This is a genomic window from Type-D symbiont of Plautia stali (genome assembly GCF_001485335.1).
In the GTDB taxonomy this organism is placed as follows: Bacteria; Pseudomonadota; Gammaproteobacteria; order Enterobacterales; family Enterobacteriaceae; genus Pantoea; species Pantoea vagans_C.
Window position 1 is genome coordinate 30,501 of record NZ_BBOC01000020.1, and the last position, 12,389, is coordinate 42,889.

Below are 12,389 nucleotides of genomic sequence, written 5' to 3' on the forward strand. Positions count from 1 at the left end.
ACAAAAGTGTGGAGTCGGTCCAGTCATCGCTTTGTGTTATATCACCACAACAAAGCTCTATTATCGTGGCCTCGGTCCTAATCCTATGCTCAGGGAAACTGACACCGAACCCAGGATTGACCATGCCCGAGATAGCCGATCGATTAAAGAATGTCACCGTTTCCGCCTCCGTAGCCATGACCCAGAAAGCGCGCGACCTCGCGGCGCAGGGCGTGGATGTGGTGGCGCTCTCCACCGGTGAACCTGATTTCCCAACACCGCCTCATGCCATCGAAGCCGCATACGCTGCCGCGCGCGCGGGTGATACGCGTTATCCGCCAACCGACGGTACGCCGGCACTGCGTAAGGCGATTCAACTGAAGTTCAAGCGTGACAATCAGCTGGATTATGACGTTAGCCAGATTCTGACCGCAGGTGGCGCGAAGCAGATCATCTTTAATGCCATCATGGCCACCATCAATCCGGGTGACGAAGTGGTGATCCCGACGCCGTCCTGGATTAGCTATGCCGATATCGTGAAATTTGCTGGCGGCGTGCCCGTGCCGCTGCCGTGCGCGCAGGAGAACGGATTTAAGCCGTTGCCCGCCGATCTTGATGCTGCCATCACGGATAAGACCAAGTGGCTGCTGCTGAACTATCCGAGCAACCCTACCGGTTCGGTTGCCAGCAAAGCTGAGCTACTGGCGCTGGGCGAGGTGCTGTTGCGCCATCCGCAGGTGTGGATCATGACCGATGATATCTATGAGCACCTGATTTATGACGACGTGCGTTTTTACACCCTGGCGCAGGTTGAGCCACGCCTGTATGACCGCGTGCTGACGGTGAACGGCGTGTCGAAAGCCTATTCAATGACGGGCTGGCGCCTCGGCTTCTGTGGTGGTCCAGCCCCCCTGATTAAAGCCATGAGTAACGTCAATACGCAGAACAGTGGTGGTGTGTGCACTTTGACGCAAGCCGCAGCGGTGGCGGTACTGGATGGCCCACAGGATCTGCTGCAGGAGCGTGCGGGTATTTACCGTGAGCGCCGTGATTACGTGCTGGAGCGCCTGACCTCGATTGACGGTTTACGCTGCCATAAGCCAGAGGGCGCGTTTTATCTGTTTGTGAATATTGAAGGGTTGATTGGCAAAACCAGCGCGGGGGGACGATTGATCACCAATGATGCTGATTTTGTGCTGGCGCTGATCGAAGAGCAGCACGTGGTGACGGTGCAGGGCGCCGCTTACGGGATGAGTCCTTTCTTCCGTATTTCTTACGCCACCAGCATGGAGCGTTTGCAAACCGGTTGTGATCGCATCGCAGCGTTCTGCGCCGGTTGCCGTTAAGGGATATAGACGAGAGAGATAAATGGCCGCGTAAAGCGGTCATGTTTGTCCGTTAAGAACTCAGGCTGCTTATTGATAAGTGGCCTTTCTTTTCTGTGCGGGTCTGTGCGGGCTCTGCCGCCACTACTGCCCCCTCTGGGCCGTCCTCGCGCCGCTGACGCGGTACCTTCGACTTCCACGTCGTGCCGGACGGACCGTTCGCGGATGACCATCCATGGTCGGCCGCGAACTGCCCCACGCCTCCCCGCGTGGGGCTCCAGACGGCGTTATCGTCAGTCGCTTAACTGACAATCATTACGCGCAAACCGGCCATTTTCTGGGGAGTGATTACTGCGCGACGACTTCTGCTGCGGGGGCGACCTGATGGCCGCTGGCTTCAATTTCGCTGCGCACAATAGTTGCGAGCGCCAGTGAACCCGGCGTGTCGCTGTGTACCAGAATTGAGCGCGCACGCACGCTAATCTCTTCCCCTTCGAACGTGGTCACGGTGCCATGCTGCAGGAACTGGCGCACGCGGGCGCGCAGCGCGGTCTCTTCTTTAATCACTGAACCGGCAATGCCGCGCGGCACTAAACGCCCTTGCGCATCATAGGCGCGATCCGCCAGGAACAGCGTCAGGGTTTTCAGTCCCACCTGCTTTGCCGCACGCTCAATAATGGTATCGGGTTGGGCAAACACAATCAGATCTGGATTGATGCGGGCGACCAGCGCCATCACCTGCTGTGCCAGTGCCTCATCGCGATTGACGATATTGCCCATCGCTGCATGGAAGCTGAAGTGTGACACTTTGGTGCCTTCCGCCTGGGCAATCGCCGTCAGCGCACCCAGTTGATACGCCACCTGCTGGCAAATCTCTTCGGCGCTGAACGGTAATTCACGGCGGCCAAAACCCTGACGATCGGGCAGGCCGGGATGGGCGCCAATTCCAACACCGTTCTCTTTGGCCAGCCGTACCATCCTGGTCATGATCGCCGGATCGCCCGCGTGGAATCCGCAGGCGATATTGGCTGATGACACCACCTTCATTAACGCAGCGTCATCGCACAGTTGATAAACGCCAAAGCCTTCGCCCATATCGGAATTCACATCAATCTTCATGGTTTGGGTTCCTTACGAAAGTTATGCCGTCAACGCTTTGCGCAGCGGCGGGCAACTGAGACGCAGACGGCTGAGCCAGCGTGTGACTTCCTGATCGATCGCTATCGCTTCACGCGCATCGCTCTGGATCAGCTGGATCGACTGGCCGGGAAGCACTTGTCCCAAACGCCACAGATCCTGCTCGATCACCCCGGCAATCTTCGGGTAACCGCCTGCGGTGTTAGCATCGCTCAACTGAATAATGGGTTCGCCGCCAGGTGGCACCTGCACAATGCCCGGTATCAGGCCATAGGAGCGCATTTCGATGGTTTCAGAGGGGAAAATCGGATCGCCCGCCAGCCGATAACCGGTACGGTTGCTTTGGTTGGAAACCTGCCAAGATTGTTGCCAGAAGCGCGGTGCATCAGCAGCAAACAGCGGATATTCACCCGATGGAATCGCGCGCAGCTGGATCTCACCGGCACTGTTACGCGGGAAATGCGCGCTCAGGGCGCTGTCCGGCGGTTCGATGCCAATCCCACTGGCGGGAAGGGCTGAGGCGTGCGATTCACCCAGCGGCAGCCGATCGCCGCGTTGTAATGGACGGCCTTCCAGTCCACCAAAGCTGCCGCGCAGTGCGGTGCTTCGTGAACCCAGCACCACGGGCACGTCAATGCCGCCCGCGATGCAAAGATAACCGCGCGCGCCACTGCGAGGGTAACGCATTTCCAGTACCTGGCCCGCCCGCACGCCACAACCCCACCAAGGCGGCAGGGGGACGCCATCCAGCGTGGTACGGCAGTCTGCGCCCGTCACGGCGATACTGGTGTCTTGCAGAAAGCGTACGCGAAACGGGAACAGTTGAACTTCGATCGCCGCGGCATTCTCTTCATTCCCCAGCAACAGATTGCCCGCGCGCAATGCCAGGGGATCCATCACACCACTGACCGAGACGCCCATATGGCGAAAATTGAAGCGTCCCAGATCCTGCACTGTGTTAAGCGCACCGCTTTGTTCAATCTCAATCACAGTTCAATCCTCTGCGGCAGGAAACGAATACGATCGCCCGGTGCCATCAAGGCTGGCGAGGATGCCAAGGGATCAAACACATCCAGTTCGGCAAAGCCGATAGCGTTCCAGCCGTTGGGGCCGGTCAGCGCTGACACACCCGCCTGCGCGCCACCAATGGTCACCGTGCCTTTCAACATACTTAGCGACGGTACTTTCTTCCTTGGCGTAGCCAGCTGCGGATCCAGCCCGTGCAAATAACCAAAGCCTGGCGCACTGCCCAGGGCGAACACCGTGTATTCGCTCTGATGGTGGCGACGCACCACTTCGCGCGCGCTAAAGCCGGTGTGGCGGCAGACCGCATCGATATCGATCGCGTGTTCGCCGCCATAATGCACCGGGATTTCAATCAGTTTGCCTTGCGGACTGGTCGCCTGAGCCTGATCCCACGCCGCTTGCAGGCTAAGACGAACGGCGGCTTCATCAACAGGGATGTGGCGGAACAGCACCAGCAAATTGGTGACGCCAGGAATCAAGGCTTCAACGGCTTCATCCGCTTGCAGCAGACGTGCCAGTGACCAGATGCGGCGTTGGGCGGAGAGATCAAACCCACCCGGGGCTTCCACCAGCCACGCACGCGCGCCGATGGTGGAAAGGGTAATCGCGGAGGAGCAAGCCAGCGCGGGGGCACTGGCGGGCTGGATATCAGATGGCGACATCACGGGCATGGTTATTCCAGCGGTTCAAATTTCAGACTGGAGAGCGGCTGTACGCGCTCTTCACGCACCATCTTGTATTCGGTGTTTGGCCCAATCCAGGTGTTCCAGATTTTATCGATGGTGCCGTCATCGTCCATGGCTTTCAGGCCACTGTTGACGCTGGCGAGCAGCGCCGGTTCATCTTTCTTCATGCCGACACCAATCGGCTCCAGCGCCATCGGCTCTTTGATCATCGCCAGATCGATGCCGTCTTTTTTCGCCTGAGCAATGGTTTTGATACCGGTCATGGTGTTGGTGACGAAGCCTACAGACTTGTTCTGTTCCAGCGCCAGGAACGCCGAAGCGGAATCCTGGAAGGTCACGGCTTTGCCACCCTTGATATGGATCGACTGCTCAGAAGTGGTGCCTTTGGTGGCGCTGATGCGTTTGCCCTGGAAGTAGCTCAACGGCTTATCCGCCAGTGGAGCTTTGACCAGCAACATCTCCTTCGCTACGTAGTATGGATCGCTGAACTGGATCTGATTACCACGGGTCTTGGTGTAAGCGAGGTTAGCAATCAACACATCGGCGCGGCCGGTGGCAATAACGGCAATACGTGCTTCAACGGATGTCGGCACCAGCGTGAGTTTGACATCCATATGTTTGGCTAACGCGGTACAGAGATCGATATCCATCCCAGCCAGCTGGCGCGTTTGTGGATCCGGTGAAGAGAACGGAGGCACGTCAGAGTAAACGGCACACTTCAGTTCGCCGCTGGATTTAATGTTCGCCATCATGTCTGCCTGCGCCGCCGAAATCGCCAGCAGTGGCAGCAGTGCCAACCCGATGGTAGTACGTCTTTTCATGGTCATGTGCATTCCCTCAATAGTGGATGCTGCCTCGCAGCGCAAAAGTTCGCTTTTCTGGACTATATCGGCTTTGTTTTACGTCGAAAAAGAGGGAAAGCGTTGCATGCAATAGGGAAATGATATGACCCAAGGCGATAAGTTATTTCTATTCAGGTAGAGCGAAAAAGTGTTATCCAGCGCACAGTTTTCTACTTAGTGTGAAGCGCGTTGTCCTCTCGGCAATCCTGCCGATTGCACGCAGTAGAGAGAGAAGAGAAAGCGCATGAATCCCCGTTTAGGCGTGTTACTGAAGATATTTGCCGCGCTCTGCGCCACCTTGATGCTGGCCTGTGTGAAGGGCCTCAATGGCGCGATGCCCACCGGCGAAGTGATCTTTTTCCGCAGTTTTATCGCGCTGTTCCCCTTGCTGATCTGGCTGAAATTCCAGGGCAACGTGCTGGAAAATCTGAAGACGCGCAACCTGTTTGGCCATTTCATTCGTGGTTTTTCCGGCACTGGCGGCATGTATTTTAACTATCTGGCGCTGGTGTATATCTCGTTAGCCGATGCCACAGCGCTCAGCTATGCCGCGCCTTTGTTTACGGTGATGATGGCGGCGATGCTGCTGAAAGAGCGAGTGCGAGTGTCCCGCTGGGTGGCGGTCGTGGTGGGATTATCCGGCATTCTGATCATGCTCTCGTCCAGCCTCGCGGCCAGCGGTGGTGTGCTGGCAGGCGGTGCCAGCAGTGCGACGGCCAGCCTTGGCGTGGCGTTTGCGCTGATTGCGGCACTCTGTACGGCGACCTCCAATGTGCAGATCCGCTTCCTTAATGGCATCGAAAAGCCCGGCGCGATTGTGTTCTATTTTTCATTGATGACCACGCTGATTGGCCTGGCGACGGCATTCTTTGGCTGGGCGAAACCCAACGGCTTGCAGCTGTTGTTGCTGGTGGGCTGTGGTCTGTTTGGTGGGTTGGCGCAAATTCTGGTTACGCTGAGCCTGCGTTATGCCGATGCCTCGTTACTGGCCCCCTTTGATTACACCACGTTGGTATGGTCGATGCTGATTGGTTATCTGTTCCTCAACAGCCTGCCTGGCAGCACCACCATCTTTGGTGCATCGATTGTGGCGCTGGCCGGGATTTTTGCGGTGTGGCGCGAAAACCGGCAGCGCAAGTTGGCGATGGTGAGCACCACGCCGTGATATGCACCTCGCGCCGCAAGGAATATATCTGTCCATTCTTAGCTACCGTCTTGCACGTCTAATGTAGGGGCGCGATTAATCGCGCCTCTTAACCCTTAACGGTAAATATCATCAATAATCTCGACCTGCTTATTGTGCAGCGTCTCTGCCAGCCAGCCGCGCTCCAGCGAACCGGTTTTTGCCAGCTCGAAGTTACGCTCATCCACGATTAAATAGGCCTGTGCCGCTTCAAGAATGCGTGCCGCATCCTGACGTGGAATGATAATCACACCGTCGGCATCACCCAGCACAATATCGCCAGGCGAGACATGGATCTTGCCGCAGGCAATCGGCACGTTAATTTCGCCTGGGCCATCTTTGAACGGACCGCCGGGGGTATGCCCAGCGGCATAAATCGGGAAGTCCATGCGTGATAAGCCGTCGATGTCACGTACCGGGCCATCCAGTACAATCCCTTCCATGCCACGCTGTCTGGCGTAGGTGGCCATCACTTCACCCATCAATGACTGGCTGCGGTCGCCCTCATTCGACAGAATAATCACATCGTTTGGCCCGGCCATATCCAGCGCTTTGTGCAACATCAGGTTATCGCCGGAACGTGCTTTCACCGTGACTGCCAGACCGCACATGATCGGTTTTTGTGGCGCGGTTTTCAGGCTGATCTCCGCTGACAGCGCGGGTAGGCGGCTCATGCAGTCCGCGACCACCGCGGCGGGTAAACAGCGAAAGGCTTCCAGTAAGGGTTCGGCATCAGCTGGGCGACGAAGATAAATACGGTTTCCTGCGGTCATTTTATTCTCCTGTCAGGATTTACTTGGGTTTATAGGGGTAAGAGAGGGATTGGCTCGCTCTTCACGGGTGAATGCGCCGGAGAGTGGCGTGCCATCGACGGTGTCGTAATGGCGAAGTGCCTGCGGTTTCAGCCAGCGCTGCACGCGGGAAGGCATATCAAAACCAATCAGCAGCATCACCACGAAGGTCAAGCCAAAGGAGAGTCCACCCAGTGCACCGCCCAGCGACGCATGCTGCGCGATCAGTGCACCCAACACCGGTGCTAATGCACCACCCAGCGAGCCGATGTTGTAGATAAAGCTGAGATTGGCGGCACGCTGTTCGGTATCGAAATAGCCGCTGATCATTTTCGCCAGTAGCCCGCCGACACCCTGGCTGAATAGCTGCTGCAAGAAGATGAGCAGGCACAGCAACCACACATTCGAGCCGTTCAGCATAAACACCGGGATGATCAGCAACTGGGCGACTAACAGGCTGAGAACATAGGTTTTGCGTGTGCCTATCCGATCGGCAGCAATGCCCGCCACGCAACAGCCCAGCCCCATGCCAAAGCGGCTGAAGGAGAACACTAACGCCACCACCTCAGGTGAATAGTGCAGATCGGTTTTCAGGTAAGTCGGTAACAGCGCATGGATCGGCCACCCGTAAAGGAAGACGCAAATAATCGTCACCGTTAGCATCAGGCTGGTGGGCCAGCGATCGCCGCCACTCTGCACCAGGAAGCGAATAAAAATAGCGGCCGTGGTGATGGCTAACAGCGCGGTTGCCCAACCGGAGCTTTGATGATCGAAACAGAAGTAGAGCGCAACGGCAGCAACAATCCCGAGCAGTATGTTGAGGTTATTCCGTAAGCGATTGGGGCTGCGAAACAGCGCATCAATCATGGTGATGGCGGGTTGTGAGGCTTTCGCCTTCGCGGCGGCCCACTCTTCAGCTTCTGGGATGGCACGTCGTAGCCATAAGGCATAAAACACCGGGATTATGCCGAGGTAAAACAGCGCTCGCCAGCCCCATAGCGGCACCACCCAACTGTAAGCCAGCACCGATAAAATAGCGCCAGCGGAGAACCCTGAATTAAGAAAGGCACTGGCTTTGTTACGCATGTCTTTTGGCCAGGTTTCGATGGCATAAGCGGAACTGGTGCCATATTCACCCGCCATGCCAATCCCGACCAGAACACGGGCAATAAACATCCATGTATAATTCGGCGCAATACCGCAGGCGAATGTTCCGCCAGCAAATAATATGATGCTGGTGATCATGGCGCTTTTTCGGCCATATTTATCACCCATTGCACCCAGCGCTAATCCACCAAACCAGCGTAAGATAAAAGCAGCGGAAATTAAGGCCGCGGCTTCTGCTGTCGAAACATGAAATTCAGCCATTATTTCGGTAAGCACCAGGGTAATAATGACGAAGTCAAACCCGTCCAGCAAATATCCCATCCATGCAGCCCAGAATGCCTTCCATTGCTGGCGGTTAAGCCTTTTATACCACGGCAACGCGATCGTCTCTTCAGGCATAATTCACTCCCGATGCAATGACAGAGTAGGGGGATCCCGGCTGTTATCAACAGCCGGGTATCAGAGGTTATTTTTCTGTTTGAGCAAGAATACGGGATAAATGGCGTGTTACGGAGTGTGTGTTACGGCTTACGAAGTCACGATCACGAAATATTATTTAGGGATGCGTTAACTATCTGATAAATAATTTTATTGAAATTTTTTATGGGGGAATAAATTAATATTATGACCTGAGGTTGTTTTATTGTTTCCCCTTAAAAGAATAGTTTTAAAACATCCTATTCTTCACTGAAAGACCCTGTAACGGTAATCGGTATGATCTTATGAGTCCTGCTCATAGGCGCTTGCGTGATTGTTGCCTTAATCGCATCCAGTCCCCTTTGCTACAGTAGAGTCATTGATAAAACAGAGGACAAAAACCATGTTGCGATTCATCAAAAACGGCTCCGTACCCTCACGTAAAGGTCCAGCAGAGTATTTCACCGGTACGGTGCGTTTGGATGCCCCTTTCCAGGCTGATGCCCCTGCACGCGTAGGTGGCGCAACGGTGACATTCGAGCCGGGCGCGCGGACTGCATGGCATACGCATCCGCTCGGACAAACTTTGATTATTGTGCATGGGCAAGGCTGGATTCAGTGTGAAGGTGAGGCGATTCAGGTGATGAATCAAGGTGACATTATCTGGATCCCAGAGGGTGTGAAGCACTGGCATGGCGCAACCCCGGATAACGCGATGTCGCATATCGCCATTGCTGAATCGGTGGACGGCAGCCCGGTGACCTGGATGGAGCAGGTGAGTGACGAGGATTATCGGTTGTAGTCTATTAAGGGATGCTGCAAGGCATCCCGCAATTCAAAGTCTCAAACGTAGGTTGTCGCTCACTTCGGCTATCAAGGTGTGGGGTACTTCTTGCTCACGAGCCCGAGTTGCCCATTGCGCTACGGCTTCCACTGTTTCATCTATTAACCGATCCAGATTTTGTCTGTTGAACAGTGGACTGATCTTCTCCAACGTATAGAAATCATGGCGAGTGAAATTGTCGCGTTTACCATTCAATGTCATCCAATGGCTGTTCACCCATTTACTCCCGGGTTTAAAGCTATAAGCCAGATCGTAAGCCGGAGCCAGCTTCCATTCTTTGCCTTTCAACATGAAGGAAAAATTCTTGGCATGATCGTCGTGGTTACGCGCCACAATATTAAATATCATGCGCTTCATCAGTTGTTCGGCATCACGCGCTGAAAGATTAAGTTGCCGCGCAACACTAAACATTTCCGCATAAGAAAATGAGCCTGGTTTTTTATAATCGACATGCGCGAGACCATTCAGGGTTTGCACATGAATCTTCTGATTACCAATGCGATCAAAACGCTGGGTAATGAAGTGGCGGCGATGGCCTTCAGCTAATAAGTGTGATGGCATCATGTCGATACCACATGCTTTCGCCATCTGATAGTAGACGTACTCCATGGCACCAAAGCCTAATGGGTCACCAAAAGTTTCTTGGTTACGATTATGTTCACTCACGCCGTCAAACTTCATCAAGTAGTGCGTGAAATTAACCGGGACCATGGCTTGTCCAGATCGTACCTGAGTAAATTCATCATCAAACGCCAGAACCGCTTTAGGTCTTGCCCCGCCTGCGCTCATTCCAACTGATAGCAGTGAAAGCATGCCTTCCCGATCTTCATCTCCGTCCCGATGCAGCTCTGTAGAGAATGCGCCTCGTGCATCAAGGATTTCCTGAGCGGTGGCGACAAGCGAGGTTATCTCAATCGAGTTTGAGGCATTTAGACTACGGAGTTTTGTCGCTGGAGCGTATTCCAAGGCGCCCATCCCGCGTTTCCCCGTATATTGCAGTCTTTGAAGGGGGGTAATGTCATCAGGGCGTTTACCTTGGCCTGCAACCCAGGCATTGAGAACAGCATTGCCAAAATCGTCTGGTAACGAGTCGGCAATCAGCCCGGGTAACCCTTTAAACGTTGGAAACGCCAGCTCTGGGAAACGATAGATTTGTGTTGATAGCGGCATTTTTAGCGGTGAGAGCTCTATGCCTTGCTTGATAAAGCTGGATGCATACTCGAACGCCCCTACGCCTTTTTCTGAATCAAAGCTGACCGCGCCAACATCCTGTTGTGCATAGCTCACATTGATGACTTCCATTACCATTCTGAATTCTCTTCCCTGAGCGGCTTATCTTTACGTTGCCCTGAAGCTCTCCTTCTCTGTTTGCCCTGTAACTTTGCAAGTTGAATCGGGGATATTTCCTGCGGTGGCAAAAACAGATTCAGTGTTTCAGTGAGATCCAACGCTACCATGATGGCGATAAAGACATCTAACTGCGCTTTTCCTTTTTCAGCATTGAGCACGGACTTACGTGCAACACCTGCACGTTCAGCAACCTCCGTTTGCGTTAAGTCACGATTAAGACGGGCTTGCTTAAGTCGCTGACCAATCTCTTCGGCCAAAGCCTGTGCGGAAAGGGTAGTCATTCCTATAATGCCCCAAATAATGAACTTTAACTTTATTTTAGTGCTTAATGTTCTAAATGTGGAACTTTATCGGTTAACTGATGTTTTAATAGAGGTGTTTTATAAGGTTCTGTTTTTTGCACTTTACTAGATTAATGGTGAGTTAAGTGCCAAATTTGGAACATAAACAGTGCTTTGAGTTGATGGCAGGGAGGGGGGAACAGAATGACAAACGCAGAAAAGCAAAAACCCAGCCATAAGCTGGGTTTTCAGAATGTTGGTGCCCGGACGCGGAATCGAACCACGGACACGGGGATTTTCAATCCCCGTGTCCGGTTGTTAACGTTTTGGTCTTTTTGTTGCTGGATTGCTAATCGCACCTGAATCAATTTCAGGTGTATCAAATGCATTCAAAATCAGAGCTTTATAAAAAACAGGGTTCAAAGCCCAAAATTTTACCTGTTGTTTCAACCAAAGGTGGAGAAGGGAAATCAACTCAAGCCGCAAATCTGGGTGGTTTTCTTGCAGATGCAGGTATAAAAACGCTCATCATTGACGGCGACCATGCCCAGCCAACTGCCAGCAGTATCTATCCCTTAGAATATGAAGCACCTTGCGGGCTCTACGAGTTGCTCATGCAAACCGTCGACCTATCCCAGGCCGAAAACATCATTTCCCGCACCGCGTTCACGAACCTTGATGTCATTGTCTCAAACGATCCGCGCAATCTTTTACCTACCTACATGCTCAATGTTGCAGATGGGCGGGTACGTCTGCGCAATGCATTGTCAAACTCGGTATTTAGCCAGTATGACGTCATCCTGATTGATTCGCAGGGGTCACGTTCAGTGATGTCAGAACTGATTATTCTGGCCGCAACCGGCGAGATGATTGGAATGGTCAAGCCTGTGCTGCCTGATGTGCGTGAATTTATGCGCGGCACAGTTGCTCTGATGGAAGAACTGCTCCCTTACATGGCTTTTGGGATCAGTCTTCCGAGTATACGCATGCTGGTTAACTGCATGGACTATACGCTGCTTGCGAAAACCACGGTTGAACAGGCCGAAAGCATCATACTGAGTGGCGATTACAGTCAGCATTCAGACAAGATCGTCATCAACATGCTACAGACGCGCATTTATGATCTTGATGTTTATAAGCAGGGGCATGCGGCCGGTCAGCCTGTTCACCGCCTGGAGAAAAAAACGTCCCGTAAGAGCGATTCAGCATTCGACTCAATGCACAAACTTGCCTGCGAACTGTTCCCTGAATGGAAGCATAAGTTCGACGTGCTTGCGGAAGAAGGGGGATCAAAATGATCCTATCCCCTTTTTTTTCAGCAGCCCTCACCATGATAGTTAATAAAATCAATGCCGGACGGCAGCTGAGTATAGGTGTTATCAAGCGGCCCTCGGCAATGGCCCCTCTCAAGGGAGGTGCGT

General features: G+C 53.7%; 12 protein-coding genes. 4 read left to right on the forward strand and 8 right to left on the reverse strand.

What is annotated here, in order from left to right; translation table 11 throughout:
* Window positions 1–122 precede the first annotated feature (122 nt).
* Window positions 123–1,325 (forward strand): pyridoxal phosphate-dependent aminotransferase, encoded by a 1,203-nt coding sequence (locus PSSD_RS08650; protein ID WP_058970642.1) that lies wholly within the window; start codon window positions 123–125, stop codon window positions 1,323–1,325.
* A gap of 327 nt (window positions 1,326–1,652) precedes the next feature.
* Here the strand turns inward: PSSD_RS08650 and PSSD_RS08655 are convergent, their stop codons facing one another.
* The 4 genes from PSSD_RS08655 to PSSD_RS08670 are packed head-to-tail and all read right to left on the reverse strand — an operon-like array spanning window position 1,653 to window position 4,980.
* Window positions 1,653–2,423 (reverse strand): 5-oxoprolinase subunit PxpA, encoded by a 771-nt coding sequence (locus tag PSSD_RS08655; RefSeq protein ID WP_058970645.1) that lies wholly within the window; start codon window positions 2,421–2,423, stop codon window positions 1,653–1,655.
* A gap of 21 nt (window positions 2,424–2,444) precedes the next feature.
* Entirely contained in the window at window positions 2,445–3,431 is a 987-nt protein-coding gene (locus PSSD_RS08660; protein WP_039337321.1) for a 5-oxoprolinase subunit C family protein, read from the reverse strand.
* Window positions 3,428–4,138: a 5-oxoprolinase subunit PxpB gene (gene pxpB / locus PSSD_RS08665; protein WP_039337323.1), complete on the reverse strand. Its 711-nt coding sequence runs from the start codon at window positions 4,136–4,138 to the stop codon at window positions 3,428–3,430. The genes PSSD_RS08660 and pxpB overlap by 4 nt, the downstream gene beginning before the upstream one ends.
* A gap of 2 nt (window positions 4,139–4,140) precedes the next feature.
* Window positions 4,141–4,980 carry a transporter substrate-binding domain-containing protein gene (locus PSSD_RS08670; RefSeq protein ID WP_039337325.1) on the reverse strand — a complete coding sequence of 280 codons (840 nt, stop codon included), beginning with the start codon at window positions 4,978–4,980 and terminating at the stop codon, window positions 4,141–4,143.
* A 259-nt stretch (window positions 4,981–5,239) separates the two neighbouring features.
* Here PSSD_RS08670 and PSSD_RS08675 point away from each other — a divergent pair, with 259 nt between their 5' ends.
* Window positions 5,240–6,160, forward strand: coding sequence for a DMT family transporter (locus tag PSSD_RS08675; RefSeq protein WP_058970647.1), 921 nt, complete (start codon window positions 5,240–5,242; stop codon window positions 6,158–6,160).
* Between the two features lie 95 nt (window positions 6,161–6,255).
* On the opposite strand, the gene PSSD_RS08680 is transcribed toward PSSD_RS08675, so the two are convergent.
* On the reverse strand, window positions 6,256–6,951 hold the full coding sequence (locus PSSD_RS08680; protein ID WP_058970650.1) for an RraA family protein: 696 nt from the start codon (window positions 6,949–6,951) through the stop codon (window positions 6,256–6,258).
* Between the two features lie 12 nt (window positions 6,952–6,963).
* Entirely contained in the window at window positions 6,964–8,475 is a 1,512-nt protein-coding gene (locus tag PSSD_RS08685) for an MFS transporter (protein ID WP_058970653.1), read from the reverse strand.
* A 421-nt stretch (window positions 8,476–8,896) separates the two neighbouring features.
* Between PSSD_RS08685 and PSSD_RS08690 the strand changes: the two genes are divergently transcribed.
* The gene (locus PSSD_RS08690) at window positions 8,897–9,295 is read left to right on the forward strand and encodes a (R)-mandelonitrile lyase (RefSeq protein WP_039336699.1); all 399 of its coding nucleotides are present in this window, start codon (window positions 8,897–8,899) and stop codon (window positions 9,293–9,295) included.
* Between the two features lie 33 nt (window positions 9,296–9,328).
* Here PSSD_RS08690 and PSSD_RS08695 read toward each other — a convergent pair whose 3' ends face one another.
* Window positions 9,329–10,639: a type II toxin-antitoxin system HipA family toxin gene (locus tag PSSD_RS08695; protein ID WP_235589202.1), complete on the reverse strand. Its 1,311-nt coding sequence runs from the start codon at window positions 10,637–10,639 to the stop codon at window positions 9,329–9,331.
* The gene (locus tag PSSD_RS08700) at window positions 10,639–10,944 is read right to left on the reverse strand and encodes a helix-turn-helix transcriptional regulator (protein ID WP_268810627.1); all 306 of its coding nucleotides are present in this window, start codon (window positions 10,942–10,944) and stop codon (window positions 10,639–10,641) included. Before PSSD_RS08700 ends, PSSD_RS08695 begins: the two co-directional genes overlap by 1 nt.
* Window positions 10,945–11,351: 407 nt before the next feature.
* Here PSSD_RS08700 and PSSD_RS08705 point away from each other — a divergent pair, with 407 nt between their 5' ends.
* Complete coding sequence (locus tag PSSD_RS08705) at window positions 11,352–12,266, forward strand: ParA family protein (RefSeq protein WP_058970662.1); 915 nt, start codon at window positions 11,352–11,354, stop codon at window positions 12,264–12,266.
* The last annotated feature ends 123 nt before the right edge of the window (window positions 12,267–12,389 follow it).

Bases quoted from the DNA above. Each gene is read 5' to 3' on its own strand.
- PSSD_RS08650 (WP_058970642.1), top strand. From the start codon at position 123: ATGCCCGAGATAGCCGATCGATTAAAGAATGTCACCGTTTCCGCCTCC.
- PSSD_RS08655 (WP_058970645.1), bottom strand. From the start codon at position 2,423: ATGAAGATTGATGTGAATTCCGATATGGGCGAAGGCTTTGGCGTTTAT.
- pxpB (WP_039337323.1), bottom strand. From the start codon at position 4,138: ATGCCCGTGATGTCGCCATCTGATATCCAGCCCGCCAGTGCCCCCGCG.
- PSSD_RS08670 (WP_039337325.1), bottom strand. From the start codon at position 4,980: ATGACCATGAAAAGACGTACTACCATCGGGTTGGCACTGCTGCCACTG.
- PSSD_RS08675 (WP_058970647.1), top strand. From the start codon at position 5,240: ATGAATCCCCGTTTAGGCGTGTTACTGAAGATATTTGCCGCGCTCTGC.
- PSSD_RS08680 (WP_058970650.1), bottom strand. From the start codon at position 6,951: ATGACCGCAGGAAACCGTATTTATCTTCGTCGCCCAGCTGATGCCGAA.
- PSSD_RS08685 (WP_058970653.1), bottom strand. From the start codon at position 8,475: ATGCCTGAAGAGACGATCGCGTTGCCGTGGTATAAAAGGCTTAACCGC.
- PSSD_RS08690 (WP_039336699.1), top strand. From the start codon at position 8,897: ATGTTGCGATTCATCAAAAACGGCTCCGTACCCTCACGTAAAGGTCCA.
- PSSD_RS08695 (WP_235589202.1), bottom strand. From the start codon at position 10,639: ATGGAAGTCATCAATGTGAGCTATGCACAACAGGATGTTGGCGCGGTC.
- PSSD_RS08705 (WP_058970662.1), top strand. From the start codon at position 11,352: ATGCATTCAAAATCAGAGCTTTATAAAAAACAGGGTTCAAAGCCCAAA.